The organism is Prosthecobacter sp. (assembly GCF_044378005.1).
Taxonomy (GTDB): Bacteria; Verrucomicrobiota; Verrucomicrobiia; order Verrucomicrobiales; family Verrucomicrobiaceae; genus Prosthecobacter.
The window spans coordinates 11,282-36,731 of sequence record NZ_JBILYB010000009.1; the positions used below are offsets into that span (position 1 = coordinate 11,282).

16 protein-coding genes and 1 pseudogene are annotated in these 25,450 nt (G+C 60.2%); 6 read left to right on the forward strand and 11 right to left on the reverse strand.

Annotation, left to right across the window (positions count from 1 at the left end; genetic code table 11):
• Nucleotides 1–4 precede the first annotated feature (4 nt).
• Both AC6FTP_RS03465 and AC6FTP_RS03470 read right to left on the reverse strand, forming a co-directional pair.
• A complete protein-coding gene (locus tag AC6FTP_RS03465) occupies nucleotides 5–3,592 on the reverse strand; it encodes a PVC-type heme-binding CxxCH protein (RefSeq protein WP_497205508.1) in 3,588 nt (1,195 codons plus the stop codon).
• Nucleotides 3,593–3,736: 144 nt separating this feature from the next.
• Nucleotides 3,737–4,549: a hypothetical protein gene (locus AC6FTP_RS03470; RefSeq protein WP_497205509.1), complete on the reverse strand. Its 813-nt coding sequence runs from the start codon at nucleotides 4,547–4,549 to the stop codon at nucleotides 3,737–3,739.
• Between the two features lie 121 nt (nucleotides 4,550–4,670).
• Between AC6FTP_RS03470 and AC6FTP_RS03475 the strand changes: the two genes are divergently transcribed.
• The 4 genes from AC6FTP_RS03475 to AC6FTP_RS03490 all read left to right on the forward strand — a co-directional run bounded on the left by AC6FTP_RS03475 (nucleotide 4,671) and on the right by AC6FTP_RS03490 (nucleotide 13,273).
• Nucleotides 4,671–5,147: a 23S rRNA (pseudouridine(1915)-N(3))-methyltransferase RlmH gene (locus AC6FTP_RS03475; RefSeq protein WP_497205510.1), complete on the forward strand. Its 477-nt coding sequence runs from the start codon at nucleotides 4,671–4,673 to the stop codon at nucleotides 5,145–5,147.
• A gap of 234 nt (nucleotides 5,148–5,381) precedes the next feature.
• Nucleotides 5,382–8,204 carry a PAS domain S-box protein gene (locus tag AC6FTP_RS03480; RefSeq protein WP_497205511.1) on the forward strand — a complete coding sequence of 941 codons (2,823 nt, stop codon included), beginning with the start codon at nucleotides 5,382–5,384 and terminating at the stop codon, nucleotides 8,202–8,204.
• A 26-nt stretch (nucleotides 8,205–8,230) separates the two neighbouring features.
• A complete protein-coding gene (locus AC6FTP_RS03485; protein ID WP_497205512.1) occupies nucleotides 8,231–10,540 on the forward strand; it encodes a hybrid sensor histidine kinase/response regulator in 2,310 nt (769 codons plus the stop codon).
• Between the two features lie 72 nt (nucleotides 10,541–10,612).
• Entirely contained in the window at nucleotides 10,613–13,273 is a 2,661-nt protein-coding gene (locus AC6FTP_RS03490; protein WP_497205513.1) for a cation-translocating P-type ATPase, read from the forward strand.
• 78 nt (nucleotides 13,274–13,351) lie between these two features.
• Here AC6FTP_RS03490 and AC6FTP_RS03495 read toward each other — a convergent pair.
• The 6 genes and pseudogenes from AC6FTP_RS03495 to proS form a co-directional block, all read right to left on the reverse strand.
• Nucleotides 13,352–14,060 (reverse strand): annotated as a pseudogene (locus AC6FTP_RS03495) (DNA alkylation repair protein).
• A 121-nt stretch (nucleotides 14,061–14,181) separates the two neighbouring features.
• The gene (locus tag AC6FTP_RS03500) at nucleotides 14,182–14,313 is read right to left on the reverse strand and encodes a hypothetical protein (RefSeq protein ID WP_497205514.1); all 132 of its coding nucleotides are present in this window, start codon (nucleotides 14,311–14,313) and stop codon (nucleotides 14,182–14,184) included.
• 12 nt (nucleotides 14,314–14,325) lie between these two features.
• Complete coding sequence (locus AC6FTP_RS03505; RefSeq protein WP_497205515.1) at nucleotides 14,326–14,940, reverse strand: hypothetical protein; 615 nt, start codon at nucleotides 14,938–14,940, stop codon at nucleotides 14,326–14,328.
• Nucleotides 14,937–15,212, reverse strand: a complete 276-nt coding sequence (locus tag AC6FTP_RS03510; RefSeq protein WP_497205516.1) for a DUF2089 domain-containing protein — start codon at nucleotides 15,210–15,212, stop codon at nucleotides 14,937–14,939. Before AC6FTP_RS03510 ends, AC6FTP_RS03505 begins: the two co-directional genes overlap by 4 nt.
• 221 nt (nucleotides 15,213–15,433) lie before the next feature.
• Nucleotides 15,434–16,192: a ThuA domain-containing protein gene (locus AC6FTP_RS03515; RefSeq protein WP_497205517.1), complete on the reverse strand. Its 759-nt coding sequence runs from the start codon at nucleotides 16,190–16,192 to the stop codon at nucleotides 15,434–15,436.
• Between the two features lie 130 nt (nucleotides 16,193–16,322).
• Nucleotides 16,323–17,837, reverse strand: coding sequence for a proline--tRNA ligase (gene proS / locus AC6FTP_RS03520; protein ID WP_497205518.1), 1,515 nt, complete (start codon nucleotides 17,835–17,837; stop codon nucleotides 16,323–16,325).
• A gap of 82 nt (nucleotides 17,838–17,919) precedes the next feature.
• Between proS and AC6FTP_RS03525 the strand changes: the two genes are divergently transcribed.
• On the forward strand, nucleotides 17,920–20,070 hold the full coding sequence (locus AC6FTP_RS03525) for a tetratricopeptide repeat protein (protein WP_497205519.1): 2,151 nt from the start codon (nucleotides 17,920–17,922) through the stop codon (nucleotides 20,068–20,070).
• 10 nt (nucleotides 20,071–20,080) lie between these two features.
• Here the strand turns inward: AC6FTP_RS03525 and AC6FTP_RS03530 are convergent, their stop codons facing one another.
• Nucleotides 20,081–21,157 carry an NHL domain-containing protein gene (locus AC6FTP_RS03530; RefSeq protein ID WP_497205520.1) on the reverse strand — a complete coding sequence of 359 codons (1,077 nt, stop codon included), beginning with the start codon at nucleotides 21,155–21,157 and terminating at the stop codon, nucleotides 20,081–20,083.
• Nucleotides 21,158–21,254: 97 nt separating this feature from the next.
• Here AC6FTP_RS03530 and AC6FTP_RS03535 point away from each other — a divergent pair, with 97 nt between their 5' ends.
• On the forward strand, nucleotides 21,255–21,959 hold the full coding sequence (locus tag AC6FTP_RS03535; protein WP_497205521.1) for a hypothetical protein: 705 nt from the start codon (nucleotides 21,255–21,257) through the stop codon (nucleotides 21,957–21,959).
• A gap of 182 nt (nucleotides 21,960–22,141) precedes the next feature.
• On the opposite strand, the gene AC6FTP_RS03540 is transcribed toward AC6FTP_RS03535, so the two are convergent.
• Nucleotides 22,142–23,134 (reverse strand): M23 family metallopeptidase, encoded by a 993-nt coding sequence (locus tag AC6FTP_RS03540; protein ID WP_497205522.1) that lies wholly within the window; start codon nucleotides 23,132–23,134, stop codon nucleotides 22,142–22,144.
• A gap of 39 nt (nucleotides 23,135–23,173) precedes the next feature.
• Nucleotides 23,174–25,447, reverse strand: a complete 2,274-nt coding sequence (locus AC6FTP_RS03545; protein WP_497205523.1) for a tetratricopeptide repeat protein — start codon at nucleotides 25,445–25,447, stop codon at nucleotides 23,174–23,176.
• Nucleotides 25,448–25,450 lie beyond the last annotated feature (3 nt).

Sequence of the window (25,450 nt, forward strand, 5' to 3'; positions counted from 1 at the left end):
CTGCTTACTCCAGCGTGATCCCCTGCCAGTAGCCGAACTCCATGCTCCAGCCGTTGGCGTGGCCTTCGAGGCGGAGCGTGATCTCCTGGCCCTTCCATTTCGCCAGATCGACCTCCACAGTCTTCCAGCGCGGCTTGTCATGGTCCACGGTCATCGTCTTGACCTCTTGACCGTTGACCAAAACCTTGACCACCCAATCCCCCCGATCATCGGCCGCAACGTTGAAGGTCAACTTCGTCTTCTCGACCTTTAGCTTTCGCTCAAAGCTCGCTGGCGTCTTCTTGTCCGGGAAGGGGTGCATGAGCAGCACGTTCGTTTTGCCGTGGTATTCGGCCAGTTTGACCGGGGTGCGCTCAAAATCGGGCGCGTTGACCTTCCAATCGGGATTCCAGAGGCTGACGCTCTCCCAATCAATGGCACGCCAGTTGGTGCCTTTGGGTTTGGCGGAGACTTCGGCAAATTCGACGCCTTTGATCAAGAGGTCTTTCTTCGCCGGTGTCAGCGGACCTTCCTCCGGCGGAGCCAGGATGTACCAGATCATGTCGCGGAAAGCGGTGTCGGGGAACGCGCCGAAGCCCATGGGCATGAGGCTCTGTTTCGTGTTCGTAAGCGTGGCGATCTGATCGCGCGGCACGACCTGCGCGGCACCACCGGCTCCGAGGAGTTTCACATGGCTCGGGGTGTCTTCGACCACTCGGCCCGCAAGCGTGCGGCCGTCCTTCGTACTCACGGTGAAGTTCTCGTAGCCATTGCCGATGATCTGGTTCGGATCGATCACGTTGGCGAGGAGCGCATCAAGATTGCTGCGACCACTGCCGATGAGGTCGGGGCCGACCTTTTGCCCGCCGCCGTGGAACTCGTGGCAAACCATGCACGTCGCTGTGAAGAGCAACTTGCCGTTTGCGAGGTCGGGCTCGCCGGTCAAAGCGGCCTGCCTCTTCGTGGCGATGAGTGACTTCATATCCTCCGATGAATCCTGCCACGCGCCGAGCACTTTGAAGGCCTGATCGCGGATGGCTTTGTCCTTACTGGTGGCCAGCGCCCGCCGCACCGGAGCCGGAAAGCCACTGGAGCTGACTTTGCCCTCGGCGATGGCTTCGAGCATGGATTTCGTCCAAGTCGCACGGCTGCCAAGAGCTTCGAGGGCGGCGGTGCGGATGTTGAAGTCTTTCGATGCTGCCTGCAAGAGCAGCGGCGCGATGAAATCATCGCTCCCAAGGTCCGCCGCCGCACGAATCGCCGCCACGGCGAGTGCTGTGGATGTGCTGGGAGCGAGCAACGGCTTGATGCCTTCCTTCACCGCGTCCGTCTTCACCTTCCGCAGTGATTGCAGCACCACGATGCGGTCCCTCTCCGGCTTCGAGACATCGTGCAACGCCGTGATCATCTCCTTCACCGCCGCTGCATCGCCCCACAGCACCGCGAGCGTCTGGGCGGAATTGCCAACGTCGATCCGTTTGTGATGCCTCCATCTGTCGAGCTTAGCAGAAACGTCTTTTGTAGGTTTGATCACGCCGCCTTCCTGGCCTTTCACGAGTCCATCCAAAGCATGGGCAAGCAGGACGTCATGAAGCTCAATCTTTTCGCAAAACTCGACCGCGAGATCGAGGTTCGTCGCCTTTCGAGTGTCGCACAGGCGGCGCATGGCTTTGTGGGAGAGGACGCGGGAGAGGGGCTGGGTGGTGGGGACGAGTGATGTGAATACTTCGAGTGTTTTCGGTGTGGCAGCGGCCATCATCGGCTCCATCGCCATCCAAATGTGAAAAGGTAGAATGCCGTCGGCATCACCTTTGCTGGCACTAAGTAGCGCTGAAAGTGTTTGAAGCCCCTCGGGAGGGAGAATTGCGGATGATTTGTCCACGGTAAGTCGGACATTCGAGTGCTGTCTGACCGCGATAGCAACAGCAGCCCTCACACTAGGATCAGCATCTCCAGCAAGTTTTGGGAGAAGCTCGACACCTGTTACTTCAGAGCCGACCGCTCCCATAGCTCTAGCAAACCAAATTTTGTGGAAGGAGTCTGTGCTGTCGGCAGCACGGAGGACATCGGTGTTTTTTCCCATGTTTTCGAGCGCCCAGAAGGCTTCGGCATTTTTTGCCTGATAGGCATCCTTGGTGAGCGCTTCCAATTCGGACAGTGTGAGCCTGTTCCTCTCCACCAGCATCCTTCTCGCCATCCGGCGCATCCAGTTGTTGGGGTGCTCCAGGGTCTTCACGAGGTCGGCGGTGGAGAGTCTTTTGAGGTCGAGGGGAGCGTGGTCACGGGTGGGTGTAGCACGAACTTCCAAGTTCGTGGCGTTGGGAACGGACTTGGAAGTCCGTTCTACAGTGACGACGCGCCAGATGCGGCCGCGTTCGCGGTCCACTCCTTCGGGGTTGGCTTTGGCGTTTTGGTAGCAGGGATACTTGTCGCACCAGTCCATGATCCAGAGGAAGCCATCGGGGCCGGTCTGGGTGCTGACGGGGCGGAACCAGCCGTCGTTGGCGCGCAGGAAGTCGCGACGTGGCTCGCATTTGAAGGTGGCACCGACGGGCGTGAGGACTTCCTCGTGGATGGCGTTGTCGTGGATGTTGCCGATGAAGGCGTGGCCGTGCGTGTCGGCGGGATAGCGGCCGCCTTGATAAATCTGCACACCGGCATAGGCGGCGCGGAAGTGTTTGTGTTTCACGATGCTGGGCAGCAGTTCGTAGGCATACGGATTCTCCGGCGCACCGCCCTGGCGGACGTAGATGCCGCCGGGAGCCATGTGGAAGAAGTGATCGATGACGCAGGCGCTGACGAAGAAGTTCCCCGCAGCGTCGTAGTCGCAACCCCAGGGATTGCTGGTGCCATCGGCGAAGACTTCGAATTCCCACTTCGCTTCTTTTTCACGACTCATCGGGCGTGCGCGACCAATTCCGGCATCGAATTTGAAGCCTTCGCTCTCGGGCTGGCCGGGGCGGCGGACTTTGCTGTTGGTGAAGACGCCGTGGGTCATGTAAAGCCAGCCGTCGGGGCCCCAGGTGAAGCTGTTGACGAGCTCGTGCGTGTCCTCGCGACCGAAACCGGTCAGCACGACGCGCCAGGCATCCGGTTTGTCGTCGCCGTCGTCATCGCGGAAGTGGATCAAATGGGGCTGCTGGCCGATGTAGATGCCGTTGTCGCCGCAAAGGATGGCGGAGGCGAGATCGAGGCCTTCGACGAAGACGGTGCGCTTGTCGGCCTCGCCATTGTTGTCGGTGTCTTCGAGGATGATGACGCGGTCGCGGGGGATCTTTTCGCCCAACTTCGGCATCGGGTGATATTGGTCATCCTTCGCCTCGCCGCCAAAGGGTGCAGGATTATCGGAGCCATTCGGGTATTCGTAGGCCTCTACGACCCACAGGCGCCCACGATGGTCCCAGGTCATGGCGACAGGATTCTGCACCATCGGCTCGTGCGCAAAGCAGCGGACTTCGTAGCCATCAGGGACGCTCATTTTGGCGCGGGCTTCCTCCGGCGTTGGGCAGGCGGTCTGGGCGGCTTTGCGCTCGCCTTCCATTTCCTTGCCTGCTCCGAGGAGCTGGGCAGCGATGATGAGGTAAGTGATGGTGGCGGAAAGCAGCTTCTTCATGGTGGCATCATGCTACGAGAAGCTGGCCGAGGATTAGCAGACAAATTTTTGGGGAAATCAGCCAAGATGATGAGCGGAGACACAAAAAGCCCCGCATCATTGCTGAAGCGGGGCTTGATGAGAAAGAACTCAGAAGCTGACGAACTACTGTGGTGGCACGCGGAAGAGCTTGCCGGTATAAGGGCACTTCACTTCCATGCCCGTGGGCAAGCCGGTGACATCGACGAGCTGGTGCTTGGCGGCATACGGGCTGTTCACGAAACCAGCGCGCCCTGGGATGGCACTGCCGTAAGGCAGATCGGATGCTGGAGCCGAAGCGGTGGGAGCGGGTGCAGGCTCCAGGTTGGGTTCAGGTGCTGGCGTTGGCTGAGTCATCGCCGCCACATTCGTGTTTGGCTTTACCGATGACGGTGCCGAAGGCTTTGGCTCGCTGCGAGGTTCCGGCTCAGGATTGTGCACTACACGAGGCGTGGTGCGGACTCGGGGAGTCGGCGCAGCTGCGACACGAGGGGCGCTGTTGTCCACCCCGTTTGGTACGATGAATGGCTTCTGTGTGTATGGGCAGACGACTTTAGCACCGGGGCTCATCCCACGAACATCGACGAGGCGTCCTGGAGTCGTGTAAGGGGTGCGGACGTAGCCAGGGAGATCAGCGACGACACGTGCGACAGGAAGATCACCTGAAATCTGTGAAGGCGGCGGAGTGTTGACTGGAGGCTGAAAGGTCCGCTTCGTAGCGCTGGCGGATGAAGTCGAGTTGGTTTTTGATGCTACTATTTGGCGCGAAGCCGCAGAGCCACCCAGCGGTGCGCCGGATGGATTACTCATATAGTAGGAGATCAATCCGCGGCTTTGGATCTGATTCAATGCTTCGCGGGGAGGCATCGAACAGGAGACAACGGCCATGACGGTAAAACCGAGCAATGGCAGACGAAAGAGCGCTTGTGGTGAGTTCATGGGAATCGAATTTTTAATTTCGCGTTCCTATTTTAGTGAACTTTTTTGTTTTTGCAACAACAATGACTATAGGAAGTAGCTGGATCAGCTTTATTATCCATTAATGTTATATTTATCACAGGTGGCCTTTTCGTTCTTTTGCCGCCAGTCTAAGGTTATGCATTGGAAAATCATCACCGTCGGCAAACCAGCTCTGCCGTGGACTCGGACAGCGCTGGATGACTATCTGCGAAGGCTCAAGCGAGCGGTTCGGGTCGAGCATGTCATTGTCAAAGAGGGACCGCGTGACCAGGTGGAAAGTCATCTGCTACAAGCCAGCGCAGATAGTCTGCGGATTGTTCTGGATGAACGTGGGAAAGCCTATCGAAGCATCGAACTTGCTCAGTGGATTCAGGATCATGATCTTCGTGGTACAAAGCGGGCCAGCCTTATCATAGGTGGTGCTGAGGGCCATTCTCAGGCTTTCCGCAAAACGGCGGATGAGTGCTGGACGCTTTCCTCCCTCACTCTTCAGCATGAGATCGCTCTCGTGGTTCTGGTGGAGCAGCTATATCGCGCCTACAGCATCCTCCGGAAAGAGCCTTATCATCGTGAATAGTGAATATGGCGGGAAACACGAAAAAGCGCTGAATTGAGAATCAGAATTGAGCAGCTTTCTCCTTGTTGATAAGCTAAGCTTTGCTTATATTTCAAAAAAACCAAGTTTCTATCTTCTGGGCCTCTCATGTCATCGTCTGTCCTCCGAAACGTGATCCAACCCCGTCAACCACCGGGCTCTGACACGATGCCTTTGCCGTCTCAGGAAAGTGCCCCACCTTACTGGGGAGAGGATATGGAAAAGGTTTTAGGGGTTCTGGTGGAAAATGCGCCTGTCGCCATGGCGATGTTTGATCAGCATCTGAGATATATGCTGGCCAATCGTGCCTGGGTTGAGGAATTTGGCCTCTCGGGCGTAACACCGCTGCTGGGTCGCAGCCAGTTCGATATCTTCCCCAGCCTGCATCCAGGCTGGCGTCAGGTCTATGAAAGAGCGCTTCAGGGGCACATCATCCGCAGCGAGCATGATGCTCTCGCAGGGCCTGATGGGCGGCGCATTATTTACCGCTGGGAGGTGCGCCCGTGGCGTCGGCAGGCAGATGCAAGCGTCGGTGGGCTGATGATTATTTGTGAGCGCTTCGGTGAGAATGCATCAGCGCCGGACTCGGGTGGGGAAGATTCCCAGCTCATCGTCCCGACCGCCAGCGCTCCCAAATCCGTCCTGCAAGATCTGGCTGTGCCGATGGTCACCCTTAATGTGCTGGGAGTCATCCACCAGGCAAATCTGGCGGCCACGAACGTTTGCCTTGCCCGTGGTTTGAAGGAAGGGGAAACGGAATTTTGGGAGGCATTTGGCGATCCCCCGCAGTCTGGTCTTTTGAAGCAGCAGGTGCTTTCCACGCTTGAGACACTCGCTGATCCAAACGAGCCAGGATATGTCACTCTCACCCTGCCATCTGTCATGGCGACCAACCTGACTCCGTGGGGGGCGGCGGTGGAACTCAGCAATGTCAGTCGTCCCCCCCGATGGTTGTTGACCCGATCGGATCACGCCGACGGCATGCAGCTTTTCACTGCCCTGGCGCTGCCGCCTGAGCCCGCTCCGCGAGTGGCTCTACCCCCGGCAAATTTACCAGCCATCGCGACAGCGCTGGCTTCTATCGCACAGCCGCCAAGTGCAGAGAGTCTTGGCAACAGCCTCGAAATTCGCCGCCTTCAGGACGATCTAGCTCGTGCTCGTCAGGAACTGCGAACTCTGCACGAAGCAGAGCGGACTTTTTCCCAGCATGAAACGCATTTGCGGCATTATCTGGATTCACTGCCCTTCGGCGTGCTCGTGCTTGATGAGTTGGGCGCGCCTTTGTTTCAAAACCAGCCGCTCATGCGACTGCTCGGACGCTCGGTGCAAAAGGACGAATCCGTGGAGCAATGGCTCGCAGCCGCCTGCCCCAACGACACCCATCGTGAACATATCGCCACGCTCTGGCGCGAAGACGTGTGGCGTCGGCAACTCACCCGCACTTTCACACTCGCCACAGCAGACGGCCTGCTCAAGGACCTCGAGTTTCAACCCGCAGGCATGCCGGGCGGCGGACTGCTCGTCAGCATCCAGGATGCCACTGAGAAATGCCGTCATGAGGAGCAACTCCGTGCCACGGAGGCGAAATTCCGTGCCTTGCTTCAGGAAGCCCCCCTGCCCATCGTCCTGATGGACAAGGCGGGTTCCGTCTTTGAGGTCAACCACCTTGCCGAAGAAATGCTCGGTCACCCGAAGAATGAGCTGCGCCGCCATCCCCTCGACCGTTGGTTGGAACCTCAAAGTGGCATCGCTCACGCGAAAGCCCTGCGTGATCTCCGCCTACGTAATCAACGCAGTGCCAGTCTCGAAGTGAGTATTCTTCAAGACGGCTCAGAGCCCCGACCTGTCAGATTGCATCTAGCACAGGTCATGGATGCAGAGGGTGAGCCTCATTGCACCATCCACTACTTCGAGCTTGAGCCGGCTTCCATCACCCGCGACGCGGCAGCTCTTGGTGCTGCTTTCACTTCTTTCCCAGCTTCACCACCGACACAGGCTGGCCAGCGCAGCGTCTCCAGCCAGGCGTTGCTTTTCCAAACCAACGTCCATGGCCGGATCAAGACCTGCTCCGAGCGTGGGCTCGACCTGCTCGGCCTATCCGGAGAGGAGGCCCTCGGACGTCCTCTGCATCTGCACTTCCGCCCGTCCGACGCCACCGGCTTTTACGCTGACCTTGGCGAGTGGGCGAAAAATCCAGGTGCCATCACCGAACTCGTCTGCTTCTCTCATGCTGGCACCCGCCATCCCGTTCGGGTCAAAGTTCAGCCACTTGGCAGCGGGGGGCACGACTTCGCCCTCCATGAAATCACGGAAGCCGCCGCCCCTGCCCGACAGAGTCTGCCAGAGACTATTTCCCACGCGGACTCTGCCATGCTCCAGATGGCTGATAGACTGCCTTGCCCTGCGGTCAATCTGACCCGCGAGAAGCTCCTGCTCTCCGAGACCCATCACCGGATCAAGAACCACCTCCAGATCATCTCCAGCCTGCTGAATCTGGAATCCAACAGCACCATCGACCCCACTGCGCGCGGTGCCCTGCGTTCCAGCCAGAACCGTGTCCGCTCCATCGCCGACCTCCATCAGCACCTTTATCAGGTCGCCCTCGGAGCAGGGGATGACTTTCGTGAGTTCGCGGTAGTCCTGCTTCAGCGCCTGCGCGAATGCTACGGAGTCACCTCCGAGCGCGTCCAGGTTCTCCTCGATCTCAAACCTGGCGTGGTTCAGCAGGAGTGGCTCATGCCCCTGGCCCTCACTTTGAATGAAACCCTCTCCAACTGCTTCGAGCACGCCTTCCCAGACGGGCGCACGGGCGAGATCCAAATCTCCCTTCGATACAGTGGCAGGACCGGTGAGCTTACCGTCTCAGACAATGGCATCGGCCTCTCTGAAAGTGTCCGTCCGGGCAGCAGCTCAGGCCTCGGTCTGAAGATTCTAGCCGTCTTCGCCGAGCAAATGCGCGGCCAACTCCAGCTCTCCCGACCTGAACGAGGCGGAACCGAAATTCGTTTGCGATTTCCTATAGCAAGTTCTGATATTTAGAGTTAGCTTGGTTTTGCTAACTCCAAATGACCGGTTTTGACCGAATCCGCATATTAATCGTCGAGAACGAAGGTCTCGTCGGCTGTGACATGGCCGCGTTTCTGAACGACCTCGGATATCGTGTCGTGGGCACTTGCTCCACCAGCGATGACGCCATTCGGCTCTTCGATGATCTCCGCCCAGACCTCGTGTTGATGGACGTCCACCTCGACGGCCCCACCGATGGCATCGAAACCGCCCTCCGCCTCCAGAAGCGCGGTCCTGTGGCCATCGTCTATGTCACCGCCTGCGCCGATCTGGAAACCGTGAATCGCGCCCGCGAAACCCACCCCCAGGGTTACCTCCTCAAACCCTTCAGCCACGACGAACTCCGCCTCACCGTCGAAGTCGCCGCCACCCGAGTTCAGGAGGAGATCGAGCGCCGCCGCCGCGAGCAGAGCTACTTCGAGACCTTCGAAAGTCTGGCTGATGGCGTCATCGTAGCCGATCTCGCCGGCCTCATCGTCTTCAGCAATCCCGCCTCCGCGCGCGTCACCGGCTGGTCCCAGCAGGAGAGTGTGGGCCGCTCCTTGCATGAGGTCTTTCGCATCTACCTGCCCAGTGGCGAGCCCGCCATGGTCGAGCTGGCCACACCTTCCCAGCCCTCTCAGGAGCGCACTGTCTGGCTCACCACTCGCGAGGGCCAGCGCGTCGCCGTCCAGGACCGTTCCACCCCGTTGCGGGACCAGCGCGGCCAGCTCACCGGCGTCGTCATCCTTTTCCGCGCACTCCCTGCCTCATCTGCAGTCGCCATCACCGCTGCCGAGCCTGACACGAGCAGTTCCACCCAGGCACCGCTCGTCGATGTCGTCGAAAGCATCTCCGATCCCCTCATCACTCTTGATGGGCGCTGGCGCATCACCTACGCGAATGCCAGCGCACAGCAGCTCTTCGGGCGCAGTTCAGAGAAGCTCCTCGGCGCCGATCTCTGGGATCTCCTGCCCGCAGCTACGCGTGAAGAGCACTACAGCTCCCTTGGGCGTGCCATGCTGCACCGCGAGTCTGTCAGCCGGGAACTCTACCTGGAGGAAAAGCAAATCTGGATCGAACTGCGAGGCTATCCCTTTGCCGAAGGGCTCCTGCTCCTGCTCCAGGACATCACCTCCAAGCGTGAAGAAGCCGAGCGCCGCAGCCGCCTCGACCGCCTCGAATCCCTCGGCCTGCTCGCGAGAGGTTTTGCGCATGAGTTCAATAACCTGCTCACCGTCCTGCTCGGCAATCTCTCGCTCGCCGAGATGCGTCTGCGCACCGTCATTCAGCTCCCCGAGATCCACACCGCCAAGCAGGCCACCCTCCAGGCCCAGGGCCTTGTCCAGCAGTTGCTCACCTTTGCACGCGGTGGAGCGCCCATCAAACGGCCCACCCAACCCGGCGAACTCATCGAGCAGTTCTTCCAGCATCACAGCCGCGCCGCGCGCATCGAGTACTGCCTGGAGATTGTCCCGAATCTACCCACGCTCGCCATCGACCCCGCCCAGATCCGCCGCCTGCTTGGCAATCTCATTCGTAACTCCGAGCAGGCCCAGCCCGACGGCGGCGTCATCACCGTTCGCTGTCATCCCCATGATCCAGGGGAAACTTATCCGCATGAGCTCACAGGCGATCAGCCATCCAGCCCCACAGGCATCCTGATCGAGGTCCAGGATCAGGGCGAAGGCATCTCCACCGAGAACCTTGCGCACATCTTCGAGCCCTACTTCAGCACACGCAAAGCCGAAAACGCCACAGGCCTTGGACTCACCGTTTGCGAAAGCATCGCCAAAGCCCACGGCGGCTCCATTTCCGTCCGCAGCGAGCTGGGCAAAGGCACCAATGTCAGCCTCTATCTCCCCGTCGATGCCGATGGAGAGGAAGTCGATGACCTCGGCCTCAGCCGTGCCTTTGAAACAGCTCCTCAAGCCGCCATCACCCGCATCCTCGTGCTGGAGGATGATCCTCTCGTCCGCGCCCTCATCGTCCGCAATCTCACCAGTCAGAACTACGAAGTCACCGAAACTGCTGAAGGCAGCGAGACCGTCCGTGCTTATCAGGAGGCCAGGCAAAACAACCGCGCCTTCGATCTGGTCATCCTCGACCTCAGCATCCCGAATGGCATGGGCGGTGTCCGCACGATGGAGAAACTCCGCCAATACGATCCCGAAGTGCTCGCCATCGTCTCCTCCGGCTACAGCGACGACCCCGTCATGGCCAAACCCGCCAGCTACGGTTTTGCTGCCGTTCTTCCAAAGCCCTACGAACCCGCTGACATGATCCGCCTCGTGAAGAGCGTCCTCAATCAGCGAGCCGTCGGCAAGTGACAGAGTGCCGCCAGAGACAAAAGAGCAAAAACATTGCACAGCGGGTGCCGGTTTGCTGTCGTAGCATCCACCATGCCTGCGTTCACCCCTCTCAACTGGCACGCTGAGAAAATCGAAACCACGCTGACCACGCTGCAAAGCGAAGCCCGCTCCGGCCTCTCCGGCCCCGACTCAGCAGCAAGACTCAGCGAACACGGGCCAAACGAACTGCCCGAAGCCAAACACAAAGCGCTCTGGAAAGTCTTCGCCGCCCAGTTTGCCAGCCCGCTCATTTACATCCTCTTCGCCGCTGCGATCATCTCGTTTGCGATGTCTCATGCGAGTGATGCGGTCGTGATCCTGATCGTCGTGCTGATCAATGCCGTCATCGGTGCCATCCAGGAAGGCCGGGCTGAACACTCCATGACAGCACTGCGGAAGCTTTCGACTCTCAAAGTCCGCGTCGTGCGTGATGGTGCCGAATCCAGCATCGAAGCTCGTGATCTCGTGCCGGGCGACATCCTCCTGCTCGGTGCAGGGGACCAAGTCGGTGCCGATGCACGTCTTCTCGAAGCCGCCGCCCTGGAGGCCACTGAGGCGGCGCTCACCGGCGAGTCGCTGCCCGTTTTAAAACACACCGATGTGCTGCCTCAGGACGCTTCTCTGGGGGATCGAAAAAACATGATCTACTCCGGCACGCATCTCACGGCTGGCCGTGGACGCGCCGTCGTCGTCGCCACAGGTCTGCAAACCGAGGTTGGCAAGATCGCGCGCATGACAGCGACTGCGGAAGAACCAAAAACGCCGTTGGAGCAGCGCCTCCATCAGTTCGGGCAATGGCTCGTCGTCGCCAGCATCGTGCTCTTTGCCCTCGTGCTCGCCTTTGGCCTCATGCGCGGCATCAAGTTTGTGGACATCTTCATGGTCGCCATCAGTCAGATGGTCTCGATGGTGCCCGAGGGCCTGCCCGTGGCCGTGACCATCGCTCTCGCCGTCGGCATGCAGCGCATGGCACGGCGCGGAGCCATCGTGCGTCGTCTCGCCGCCGTGGAGACGCTGGGATCGACGAGCATCATTTGCAGCGACAAAACCGGCACACTCACGAAGAACGAGATGACCTTCACCACGCTCGTTCTGCCAGACGGACGCCGCATTGAGGCAACCGGCGCGGGTTACTCCCCCGAAGGCAGGCTGCACCTTGATGGCAAGGATATCACCGCGACAGACGACCCTGCCCTGAAGTCCCTGCTCGAAGCCGTGGTGCTCTGCAACGACGCCCAGCTCGTCCCACCCGATGCCGGTGACGCCCGTTGGCGTGCCCTCGGCGATCCCACGGAGGCAGCACTGCTCACCGTGGCTTTCAAAGGCTGCGTGGAGCCGGATTCGCTTCGCCATCACCATCCCCGCCGCGCCGAGATCCCCTTCGACTCCGCCGCCAAGATGATGGCCACTCAGCATGGCCACCGCATCCTCATCAAAGGTGCGCCCGAGATGCTCCTCGATCTTTGCGATTCCTCGACACTCGATCTGGCCAGGATGCATGAAACCGCCGTCGAACTCGCTGCACAGGCCTTGCGGGTGCTCGCCGTCGCCGAGATTGATCAGGCGGAACTCGATGAAAAAGCCGGGTTCGAGCCCTTCCGCGGACGATTGCGTTTCCTGGGCCTGCTGGGCCAGATGGACCCGCCTCGCGATGAAGCAAAACTCGCCGTCGCGGAATGTCTGGATGCAGGTATCCGGCCCGTGATGGTCACTGGCGATCACAAAGCCACCGGCCTCGCCATCGCCACTGCCCTCGGCATCGCCAGACCTGGCGACATCGCCGTCGATGGCAGCGAACTCGAACTCATGCCCGAACAAGACCTGCGGGCAAACCTGGACCGCATCTCCGTCTTTGCCCGCGTGCATCCGGCGCAGAAACTGCGAATTGTCGAAGCCTTCCAATCCCAGAGACAAGTCGTCGCCATGACCGGTGACGGAGTGAATGACGCCCCCGCGCTTGCCACCGCTGATGTCGGCGTCGCCATGGGCATCACCGGCACCGAGGTCGCCAAAGGGGCCGCGAAGATCGTCATCACCGACGACAACTTCGCCACCATCGTCAAAGCCGTCGAAGAGGGCCGTCTCGTTTATCAGAACCTCAAGAAGGTGGTGCTCTTTTTGTTCGCCACTTCCATTGATGAAGTTGTTGTGCTGCTGCTCGCCCTGCTTTGCGGTTACCCTCTGCCTTTGGCCGCCGTGCAGATCCTGTGGATCAACATTGTCACAGAAGGCACTGTCACGGTGAACCTCGTCATGGAAGGTCTGGAAGGCGACGAAATGCGCCGCAGGCCGACACCCATGAACGAGCCGCTCATCACCCGCCCCATGTGGCAGCGCATGGCGCTCATGGTCACGACCAGCGTCGCTGCCATCTTCGGTTTCTTCGTCTGGCGGCTGCAAAGCGGTGCGCCCTTTGAACTCGTGCAAACAGAGACCTTCACGCTCGTCGCCATCAGCCAGTGGTTCAACGTGCTGAACTGCCGCAGCGCCCTCAAATCATCCCTCAATCTCGACGTGCTCAAAAACGTCTGGCTCGTCGGCGGGCTACTGCTGGGAAATCTGCTTCATCTTTTCGTCATCTACAGCGAGACGATGAACCACATCTTCCATACCGTTCCGATTCCGCTCACTGATTTCTTCCTGCTAGGTCTGATCGGCAGTAGCGTGCTCTGGGCCGAGGAGATTCGGAAGTGGTTTGCACGGCGGCGCTGAGGAAAGTGGCCGGGATTGAATCCTGTGCGTCTGATGCGGAGGGAAGAGGAGGCAATCCTGTTCCTCTTTCTGGATGGGTTACGATTTCATCGCCAGGTAGGCTTTTCGGGTCTTTTCGGGGAGTTTTTCGAGGGCGTAGCGCAGCATGGTGCGGGGCATTTTGGCGGCGTGTGAGTCGAGGAAGGTCCGCAGCGGCTTCACATCGCGTTTGCCGACCTCGCGGAGCATCCAGCCGCAGGCTTTGTGCATGAGATCATGGGGATGAGATAAAAAGAGCGCACCGAGCCGGAGAGTATCGGCGTAATCGCCAGCGCGGATGAAGGCCTGCGTGGCGAGGACGGCGATGCTCCCAGAGGCTGGTGGAGGCGGCGAGGGTATCGAGTACGGAACGATCACGCTGCAGCAGCCAGGTGCCGAGGATGTGAGGGGCGCTGCTATCGACGAGGTCCCAGTTGTTGATCCATTTCGTGTTCGCGAGGTAGAGGCTGACGATGCGCTGCTGGGCGGCGGTGTCCCTTTTGGCCCGGCTGAAACGGCGCACGAGCACCAGCAGGGCGAGGAGCCGCTCTTCATGCCATTCGGAGTGCAGCAGGTCCAAGACGTCCGCCTCGCGGAGGGCATCGGTGTGGGGCAGCTCCGCACGGATTTGGGGCACCTTGAGCCCGAGAAAGTGATCGCCCTCACCATACTCACCGGGCCCCGTTTTGAAAAAACGCCGGGCGATGGCTACCTGGGAGGGATGAGAGGCTTCGCGGAGCTTTTGACGTAGTTCGGGGAGATTCAGCATGACTGTAGCCTACCTATTTAGCGACCATTGCCAGCATCGGTGGGCGGCATTCGACTGAAGCGAATGAGCAGCGCTGCGATCAAGATCGGCGTGCCCAAAATGGCAGCGGCGAGCAGCAGGTTCATGGCCTGGGAGTTGAGGTGTGGTGGCTGGCGTTGCGTGCTGGAAGATCCGGCGTGCAGTCGAGGTGCAGTTTGACCAGTGCCGCTGCCGCCAGCAGGAGGACAATCCAGGAGAGGAGCCCTTTTTTCATGATCGCGGGAGGTTACAGGAGCTGAAAAAGCTGCCCGATGAGCACTTTCGAGAGCAGCTCAGCCAGTAACAGGACGATGACAAAGGTGCCGACAGCCTTGCCGCCACGGAGGTTGCAGCAGTGGGAGAAGGACTTCCACATCAGCGCCACCATCCACACGCTGCAGGTGAGCATGAAAAGCGTGACGAGGGCGAACACGACGGCATCCGGCCCTGCGGCGGGCAGTTCCGGGACCTGACCTGGCTTGAGGCCGATGATGGATTTCGTCAACGCATCGCTGAAGCGATGAAATCCCGGTGTGAGGCAGGCGAGTGCCACCAGCATCGTCGGCCAGCGAGCGAAAGCCTGCGTGCCGACAAGGTCGATGCTGCGAAAGGCGGTCTTGGAGATGATCCGGCCTGCGATGAGGAGCAGCACAGCGAGGCTGATCCAGTCGATGAAACCCTCGGTCACGAAGAGCCACCACGGCCCGCTTTTTCCGGCATGAGTGTCCAGCACGCCGTCGAAATGAAGCCCCTGTCCGGCCCCGATCAGACCGGTGAGTGTGATGGCAGCCAACCCAAGCAGGAGCGCGGTGCCCCCGGCGATGCGGTGGAAGGGATGGAAGAGGATTTGGCTCAGTTTCATGGTGTGGGAGGTGTGGGTTGGAGCTTGGCGATGACCTCATCGAGCCGGTTGCGCACGGTGGGGTAACTGACCTTCAGCAGCGCGGCCATTTCCTTGAGGCTGCCGCTGGCTTTGACGAAGTCGCAGATGAAGGCCTGATCCTCCGCCGAGAGCGCAGCGAGCACGGGGAGTGGGTAAATACCCTCCACTTCGGTCCCGCAATGGTCGCAAGCGAGCCGCTTGACCTGGAGTCGATGCTCACAGCTCGGGCAGGTGACGGGGAATCGCTTCATTTGAATAATATTGATACGAGGTTCAATATTATTCAAGTTTGTTTCACTAAATCAAACGGTTACACAAGGGGGCCAATTCCGAAACCCCAGTCACCACGCCTCGATGGGACCCGAACTCCGCAGGAGTTTCCCATCACCCGTTCGCGGGCATTGGTGCTGAATCTGCCAGGGGGCGTTCCTCTTCGAAAGGGGTGATGTGGGATGAAGTCGGTGGCTCCGTTTCAATGCACTGTCCCACCTCGCGTCGTGATCTTTTCCCGAGCCTGCTCCACCGGCACATGGCGCGGCGTGTTCGCCGCCACGCCTTGCGGTTGCGCCCAGCGGATGCCATTCGCGATCACGCGCTGCACGTCTGGGTGATGGTAGATCGGGTACACCTCATGCCCAGGGCTGAAGTAAAAGATGCGTCCACTGCCACGCGTCCATGTGGCACCACTGCGGAAGATTTCGCCGCCTTGAAACCAAGAGACAAAGATCAGCTCGTCCGGCGTCGGGATGCCGAAGGGCTCGCCATACATCTCGGATTGCTCGATCTCGATGCAATCGCCCAGCCCCGCGGCGATGGGGTGGCCAGGATTCACCACCCACACGCGTTCGCGCTCGCCCGCCTCGCGCCAGCACAGCGCGCAGGTCGTGCCCATGAGCCGCTTGAAGACCTTTGACCAATGCCCGGAGTGCAAAACGATCAGCCCCATGCCCGCGAGCACCCGCTGTTGTACCCTCGTCACAGTTTCATCCAGCACCGCATCGTGCGCCGCGTGTCCCCACCAGAGCAGGACATCGGTTTCATCCAAAACGGACTGTGGGAGCCCTTGTTCTGGTTCATCCAGCGTCGCTGTGCGGATGACAAAGTCCGCATTCACCCCCAAAGCCTCCGCCAGTGCTCCGTGGATTCCCGTTGGGTAAATGGCTGCGACAGCAGGGTTCTGGCGCTCGTGGACGAACTCGTTCCAGAGGGTGACTCGGATAAGGTTGGGCATGTCGATAGGGTTTATGCCGGGAGCTGATCCCTATTGCTTTTTCATCGCGAACGAAGCTTCTGCGTCTTTCATCCGACCTGTCTTGCGAGTCTTATCTCGCAAGACTTTGGCCGACGATGGAAACCAGCACTCAATAACTCCGCGCGAACACCACACGCTTCGAGCTGGGTTTGCCAGTGAGGAAGCATTTGCCCTCTTCGGCGAACTCATCACTCAGCGGGATGCAGCGGATGGTGATCTTCATGTCTTTGGCGATCTTGTCTTCCTCTTCGTTGCTACCGGCCCAATGCATGAGGGCAAAGCCGCCGGGTCCGCTTTCGGCGAAGAAGGCCTGGAACTCCTCCATGGTGTCCATCTTCTTCATGTTCGCGTCACGCATCTCGGTGGCGCGCTTGAGGAGGCTGTCCTGGATGTCTTGGAGACGCTCGGTGACGTCGCGGATGAGATCTTCTTTGGGGATGAACTCTTTCGCCTTCGGTCCCTGATCGCGACGGCAGACGGCGACGCTGCGGCTGGTGATGTCGCGTGGTCCCATTTCAAGGCGAAGGGGGACGCCTTTTTTGATCCACTCCCAGTTCTTCGCACCGCCCTGGAGGTCACGTTTATCGACGTGAACACGAAGAGGCTCGCCGTGGAAGGTCTGGGTGCGCAGAGTGGTGGCGAGCGCCTCGCAGGCCTCGATGACTTCCTGACGCGTGTCTTCTTTCGGAGTGACGGGGAGGATGACGATCTGATGCGGGCTCATGCGTGGTGGCAGGATGACGCCGTCGTCATCGCCATGCGCCATGATGAGCGTGCCGATGAGGCGCGTGCTCATGCCCCAGCTCGTGGTGTGCGCGTGCTGGCGGGTGTTGTCGCGTCCCAGGAACTGGATACCTGCGGCTTTGGCGAAGTTTTGACCGAGGTAGTGGCTGGTGCCAGCCTGGATGGCCTTCTTGTCCTGCACCATGGCCTCGACCGTGTAGGTATCGACCGCACCTGGGAAGCGCTCGTTCTCCGTCTTCACGCCAGGGATCACGGGGATGGCGAGGTGGTTACGCAGGAAGTCGGCATACACTTTGTGCATGAGCTTGGTTTCCGTGATGGCCTCCTCAGCAGTCTCGTGGGCGGTGTGGCCTTCCTGCCAGAGGAACTCGGCTGTGCGGAGGAAGAGGCGCGGGCGCATTTCCCAGCGCATGACGTTGGCCCATTGATTGATGAGCAGGGGCAGGTCACGGTAGCTCTGCACCCAGCGGGCAAAGGCAGCACCGATGATGGTTTCGGAGGTCGGGCGGATGACGAAAGGCTCCTCCAGCTTGCCGGTGGGGATGAGCTTCGTGCTGCCATCGGGCTGCTTCTGCGCTTCGAGACGATGATGCGTGACTACGGCGCACTCGGTGGCGAATCCTTCGGCGTGCTGGGCTTCTTTTTCTAGGTAGCTCAGCGGGATGAGCAGGGGGAAGTAGGCGTTCACATGCCCGGTTTCCTTGAACTTCACATCGAGCTGCTTTTGGATGTTTTCCCACAGGCCGTAACCCCAGGGCTTGATGACCATGCAGCCACGCACCTCGGAGTTTTCAGCGAGATCAGCGGCGCGGACGACCTGCTGATACCACTCGGGGAAGTCTTTTTCACGGGTTGGGGAAATGGCGGAGGCTTGGCTCATGGGGCGCGGAGTATGGGACGATCTGGCGCGCAATCAAGCGGGGAGCTGTCAGCCCGTCTTGACGGCAGGACACCTGATGCCCATGCTCGGCTTCGAATTCATGCGCCACGACACCTGCTTTATTTTCTTCCGCCTGTTCCCTTGGGTGACAGTCCTGGCCGCGTCCAGCCTGCACGCGCAGGAGTCTGCGGAAGCCTGCCTGAGAGAGTACCCTGCTTTGTACACCTTGGAGACGGGTTCCACACCGGCAGAAACCGCCACCCAGCGGGTGATGCGCACGCATGGTCTGCTGGCCACGAAGCTGAAGATGACTCCTGAGGCCGTTGCGAAGATACTGCCGCCTTTGGCAAAAAGGCTGCACACGGACAAGTCCGCACCGAAATTCGACCGTGCCTGCGCCAGTTTCGTCGCGGGGTTCTTTGCCGAAGCGCAAACGCTGGCCTTGGAAGCGGGAGACACAGCCCATCGTGCTGATCCACGCCAGCCTGGAGCAGTGATCAGCGCTCTGCGCCTGGCCGCCTTCTCGGCGATGGAGCAGGGGCAGCAGGAGGCAGCGCTCAAGTTCATCAGCGTCGCTCTGGGGGAGACGAGCTCGGATCGTGATCTGCCGACTTGGACGCAGCTTCAGACCGCCAATGCGCGCGCCTTTGCCGGGCTAAAGATGCTCAAAGATGAGGAGCAGACGCTGCGCTACATCTACACTGAACACGAGCGCATCCTCGGTGCTCGCCATGCCGACTCGGTGCGTCATCACAGCACTCTCGCCGGCACACTCTACCAGCATGGCCATGATGCCGAGGCCGAGCGTGAGACGCGGGCGGTTTTGAAAAGTACGCTGCTACTCCACGGCCCGAAACATGAGCAGACTCAGGTGGTGCAAAAGAACCTCGCGCGGGTGCTGGAAGTGCTAGGACGTCATGCCGAGGCGGAATCGCTGCGGCGGGAAGTTTTGGCCGCGCAGATGGAGATGTATGGTGGTGGTGCAGCCAGCACACTGCGCAGCCGTGAGCAACTGGTGAAGAACCTCTCCGAACAGAAAAAGCATGCCGAAGCTGAGATCGAGTCACGCACGCTCACGGAGCACAGCGAACGCGTGAACGGCGCGGATGCCGTCACCACACTCAGCGGGCGCAGCAGCCTCGCTCTCGCCATCCATGAGCAGGGCCGGCATGAGGAGTCGGTGAAAATGCTGCGTCCACTGGAGGCGGACTGCATCCGCGTGCTCGGGCCTGATCATGTGGACACGCTGCGTGTCCGCCATGCCCTCGGCACCTGTTTGAACGCACTCAAGCAACACACCGAAGCAGAAAGTGTGCTCACACAAGTGCTGGAGGCACGGAAGCAAGTGCTGCCCGCAGACGACATCACCACCCTAGACACACGCCACCAGCTCAGCATCGCCTATCTCGGGCAGGAAAAGATTGGAGAGGCCATCGCCGAATTGCGCCTCGCTCTGACTGGCTATGAAAATGCCCTTGGTAAAGATCATGCCAGATACAAAGCCGCAAACATGACCTCAAACGAACTGGTGAAGCTCAAGGCAGGCCGGGAATTCCTCATCAGCGAGCGGCGCGGAAACGTCGCTAAAACAGCTCAAAAGCTCGGCGCAGAACACCAGCAGACAATCCTTGAGCGGGTGAACATGGCAGACCTGATGCTGGACCTTGGAGAACGTGATGCAGCCCTGAAGGAGTATCAAAACGCCCTGGATTCATGTAGGCGCCTCTTAGGCGATGACCACCTCGGCACTCTCGAACTCCTCCAGAAAGTCGCCACCATGAAGCTGGAGATGAACCGGTTTGCAGAGGCGGAGTCACTGCTGCGCCAGCTTCTCGATCACATGGCACGACAGCCGAACGTAGCCCCCCTCAAGCGCCATGAAGCACGCTACCATCTGGGTATCTGCGTGGGAAACTTGGGGAGAATCAAGGAAGCCAAAGAACTCGTCAAAAGCAGCTACGAGGCCATCATCACAAACCCCGAGGCCAATCCCAAGTATGTGGAAAGCATGAAGAGTGTTTTGGATCAGCTGACACAGCTCGACCAACCACGCTCTATCGGCACTTTCGATACAGGGACTCTCTCGAAACCGCTGAAGCCGACGTTGATCGGCAATCAGAAAGGCACCACCACCGCTGGAGCCCCCATCTTCACCGATGGCGGCATTCCGTTTGATGCCTCGTCTCTGCTGGCCCCGATGGGCATCCATAGGCCGGTGGAGATCAAGCGGTGAGCTTATCCGCTCACTTCCGCAGCACACGCACCTTGTGCGCTTCACTGTCGCCGATGTAGATGCCACCGTCGGCATCGGCATAGACTCCATGCGGGCGGGCCATCTCGCACTTCAGCGGATCACCATCGCCGCCGTTGCCCTTCTGGCCGTTGCCTGCGATGAGATGGAGCAGCCCGGTCTTCGCCTCGACCATGCGGATGGTGTGGCTTTCGCAATCCGCCAGCCAGGCGTTGCCTTCCGCATCCACGGCGATGCCTTTCGGACCGCTCAGCGTAGCTTCCTTGGCCGGGCCGCCATTGCCGGTGAGACCCTTTTTGCCCGTGCCTGCGATGTGATGGATCTTACCGGCAGCGAGGTCGAACTTGAAGACCTGGTTCCCTTCGCGCGTGCAGAGCCAGAGGTTGCCCACTTTGTCGAAATCGAGCGAGCGCGGACCATTCAGCGGCGTGCCTTCGATGGGGGCGCCATCCGGCGTTGGGCCGGCTTTGCCGATGCCGGCAAAGGTGCTGATGCTGCCCGACTTCATGTCGATCTTACGAATGACGTGATTGCCGATGTCGCAGACGTAAAGCGAGCCATCGGGACCGAACTGGATGCTGTGCGGCTGCTTGAACTGCGCCTGCGCGGCGGGGCCGCCATCGCCGCTGTAGCCGGGTTTGCCGTTGCCTGCGATGGTGGTAATGACGCCAGTCTTCATGGCCACCTTGCGCACGGCGTGGTTCGTCATATCCACGATGTAAAGATCACCCGCCGCATCGAAGCGCAGCTCATGGGGAAGATTGAAGGTGGCCTGCAAAGCCTGGCCGCCATCGCCGCTGTAGCCTTTCTGGCCTGAGCCCGCGACGGTGTGGATGATGCCATCCGGCGTCACCTTGCGGATGCGCTGGCCGGTGTACTCGCAGAAGTAGATGGCACCGTCTGGACCACGCGTGACGCCGAAAGGATTGTCGATCTGGGCCTTCGTGGCCGGACCGCCATCACCTCCGCCACCCTTTTCACCAGTGCCAGCGAAGGTGGAGATTTTCCAGTCAGCAGCGGTGGCAGACAGACTGACGGCAAAGGCAAGGGTGGTGAGAGTACGGATCATGGCGGGATGGCACTACGAGTCGCAGCATCCTCTCTTTCGGACAGGAAAATCTTGTTCCGCATCGGCGGTCGGGTAGCATCGCGGGCCTTTCCTGCCTTTGAATCAATTCGTCACCATCCTCCGCCGCTGTCTGCTGCTGATCATCGCCAGCAGCGCCTGGGCGTTTGCGGCCCAGCCGCCCCCGGAACTGAGCCTGGAGATGGAGCGGCTGAAGTTCGAGCGCTCGATGATCGAAGTCAGCCTCGCGCCGCTGAAAAAGCATCTTCTGGAACTGGCCGGAGTGGAGAGAAAACGCGCCGAAGCCCGCGACTACGCAGGGGCCATCGCCGCGCGCAATGAACGCCGCAAAATCGAGGATGAACTCGCGCGTCTGGACAAGGAACTGCTGCTGCTGCAAATGCGCGAACAATCTCTCAAAGCCAGCACACTGCCGGACAAAATCGATCTGCCGCTGGATCAGGCAAAGCTCACTGGCGTGAAGCGCGTCGGCGGAGCCCTCACTGGCTGGAGCAAGCCCGGTGCCGCAGCTTCATGGAATCTTCCCGCCCTGCCGCTCGGCGGCTACGAAGTGGTCATCCGCTATCGCTGTGGCGCGCTGGATGGCGGCATGCTGGAGGTGAAAGAGGCCAAATACCGTCTCACCAGCCAGATCGACACGACATTGAAAGGGCCGCAGGAGAAGAACCTCGGCACCCTCAAGATCACCGACGGCTCCAGCACTCTCACACTGACGGCCACGACGCTCGTGAAGGACAATTTGATGGATCTGCTGTCACTCGGGCTCGTGCCTGCTTCGCGCTGAGGTTCTCAGTTCTCAGTTCTCAGTTCTCAGTTCTCAGTTCTCAGTTCTCAGTTCTCAGTTCTCAGTTCTCAGTTCTCAGTTCTCAGTTCTCCAAAAAAGGGGGTGGGAGCGGTCAAGTCATCGCTCTTAAAAACTGCGCACTGAGAACTGAGCACTTCTCCCCGCCAACACCCACAGTCCATTCACAGACCCGCCATCAACTGCACAAACCGCAGCCCTTCCACTGTGAGCTTGCCGCTGTTGCTGATGAGCCCGCGCGTCTGGTAGTAGAGCGGGGTGCTGCTTTCTTTGAGCCAGGTCAAAGCGGCGCCGCCGGTGGTCTGTGAACCTGCGGCGATGGAGAGCGGCAGGCCCCAGCGGCTGCATTTGATCTTCCAGGAGGGCGCGACTGTGGCGGCACCCTCGCGCAGCCAGGGGTACCTTTGCAAAAGCTCCAGCCGAGCGCTGCCGGGCACGGTGATCTCAAACTGCGCCGTGCTCTGCTTCACCCAGGCGGCGACGGAGAGTGTGGGGTTCTTTGCATGAGCAAGGTAGAGTTCCTGGAGGTCCAGCCCGAGGAGGTTCATGCCGTTGTAGATGCCGTGATGGTTCGGCGAGGTGATGCCTGTGCTGTACCATGCTTCGAACTGCTCATTGAGCATCACATTCAGCTCCACATGCACATGCGCGCGGCGCTGGTCGATCCCGCTGCCCGTGTAGCCCATGCGGGCGATGACCTGCCCGGCGGCGACCTTTGTGCCGACGGCGACCTTGGCTTCTTTGAGATGCGCGTAGAGGGAGAAAAACGGTCCCTCTCCCCATTCATGCTTGATGACGATGTAGCTGCCGTAGTTGCTCTTCCCCGAAGGCGTCACATGCACCACTTCGCCAGCGAGGATGGCACACACGTCATCGAGCGGATCTCCCCGCGCATCACGCTGGAGCGGCTTCACATCCATGCCCTCGTGGAAACGTGCATAGGCGATGCCGCCGCTCACCCGGCGCGGATCACGCCAGAAGCCAAACTGGCCGCCTTCCCACGGGTAGCTGACCTGCCCTTCGAAGTTGCGATCCACGAACTGGAAGTACTCTGGCCCGCCGCCATTGAGGAGGGCGTCATTGGCTGTGGGCAGGCGCAGATCGAGAGCCGCGCATGGCAGGGAACTCAGGGCAAGGAGGCAGAGAAGAAGTCGCATGGGGGAGACGGAGTGTAGCACGATCTCAGGTGAAGCAGGCTAGGGTCTTTGAAGCATCATCCTCAGTCGTTGAGCATCGGCGAAGCTGGGATCAATGGCGATGGCGCGGCTGGTGGCTTCCAGGGCTTCGTGTTTTTGGCCGAGTTGAGCGTGGATGGTGGCTCTCGCGTAAGGGATGGCAGGATCGCCGGGCTCGGCGGACTCGCCTTGTTTGAGGGCGGCGATGGCTTCGGCGGTCTGGCCTTGTTGATTCAGGGCGAGACCAAGGTTGTACGAGGCACGGGCATATCTCGGCTGCACGCGCACACATTCGCGCAGAGCCGATACAGTGGCGGCGAGGTCGCCGGTTTCGCTGAGGGCGAGTCCGAGTTCGTAATGATACTGCGCTTCATTGGGCGCGAGCTTGATGGCATCTCGCAGTTTTTGGATGGTCTGAGCGGTGTTGCCTGCGGTGCTGTGCAGCATGGCGAGATCGTGATGGAAGGGCGGCGAGTTCGGGTCCCACTGGATCGCGGTTTCCATGTGCTTGATGGCGCTGGGGAGATCTCGCCGCGCATAGTGCCACTGGCCGAGTTGCATCTGGCCGCTGGGCTGGTCGGCATTGAGCTGGAGCATGTGCTGCATGTCCTTCGCTGCGGCGGAGTTCACGTCGATGGAATCACGCAAAGCCCAAGCTGCGGTGACACGGACGCTGCGTGCAGGATCGGTGAGCAGCTTTTCGAGGTCGGCACGCACGCCAGGAGCTTGCAGCGCAGGTTCGAGCGTTCTAGCGGCGGATTGTCGGACGAGCGGGTGCGCATGTTGGAGCTGCTTTTGCAAAGCGGCGACGACAGGCGGCTCGGTGGCCCAGCGATCGAGCACGAGACTGGCGCTGGCTTTCCAGTGCGGGATTTCATCCGTGTCGAGCAGGGCGATGAGGCCATCGCGTGCCGATGGATCGCCTTGTCGGGCTTTGGCGATGAGCGTGGCTCGTGTCCGTGTCTTGCGATTCATCTTTTCACCCCACCACTTCTCGGTCGCGGCGAGCGACCAGTCCGTGTCTTTGTCCGTGTGGCATTTGTTGCAGGCGTTTGGCACGCCAAACTGCTTTGTCAGCAGCGGATCAGGGATGGTGAAGCCGTGATCGTGGCGCGGGTGCCGCTGCATGTAAGTGGTCTGCGGCATGTGGCAGTTGATGCATTGATTACCAGTGCTCTCGGCTCCGTGAAAGCTATGCGCCTCAGGCGCGATGACGGGTGCATTTGGGAAACCTCCGGCGGTGTGGCAGCGCACGCAGAGTTGGTTGCCGGGCAGGATCGGCTTCATGCTGTGCATGTCGTGGCAGTCCATGCAGCGCACGCCAGCGTGATACATGCGGCTGCTGATGAAGCTGGAGAATTCGTAGTTCTCTTCGCGGATCTGGCCGTCTGGATAGTAGAGATCGCTGCCGTCGGTGATGGTGAGGAGGTAGTGATCGAAAATGGACTCTCCAGGCACGAAGTCGCCGGTGATCTCACCACGCCGCACGTGGCAGCCTGCGCAGTTGTCGATGTGCTGATCCCGCGTCCAGCCGGACTTGATGGCGGGGTTTTGCACATGGGCTTTCATCGGTCCGTGGCAGGACTCGCAGCTCACGGTCATCTCCGCCATGGAGGTGTGGTAGGTGTCCGTGGCGACGTCGTAGTTTTTTCGCACGCGGGTGTTGTGACAGCTCGCGCACATCTGATTCCAGATCATGCCGCGTCCGGTCCAGTGGCCCCACTCGCCAGGCTTGCGGTCCTCGTTGCCATAGACGTTGAACCAGTCGCCCTTTTTCGGATCAAAGCAGGCCTCCATGGTATGAAGTGCACCGCGTGGCCCCTCGACGAGAAATTGCCGCAGCGGATCATGGCCGATGACGCGCTTCACGGGATAGGGCGTCGTTTTGTTATCGAAGCCGAGAGACACGATCTCGAAGCCATCGGCCGACTTGCGTGCTTCAGTCGTTTGTGTGCCGCTTTGAAAGGCCTTCGGTGGCTGGAAGGCAGCGAGATCGAGCTCATCATTGGGCAAACGTTCGGCGAGGCCGTGATGCGAGCTTTTCCACTTCTCAAACTCCACCGCATGACAGGCGCGGCAGGATTCGGAGCCCGCGTATTGCGCGAAGGTAGCCTTCTCGTCCTGCATGACGAAGGCCTCCACCGGCTTCGGCGGAGGAAGCGGCACAGGGGTGTAACTCGGTGCAGGCCAGAGCACCCAGGCGATGAGAGCGATCAAACCCACGAGGCCACCGCCGAGCACGAGTGCAGCCTTGGCATTCGTGGCGGGTTCAGGAGTGAGGGGCGGTTTCTTCATGCG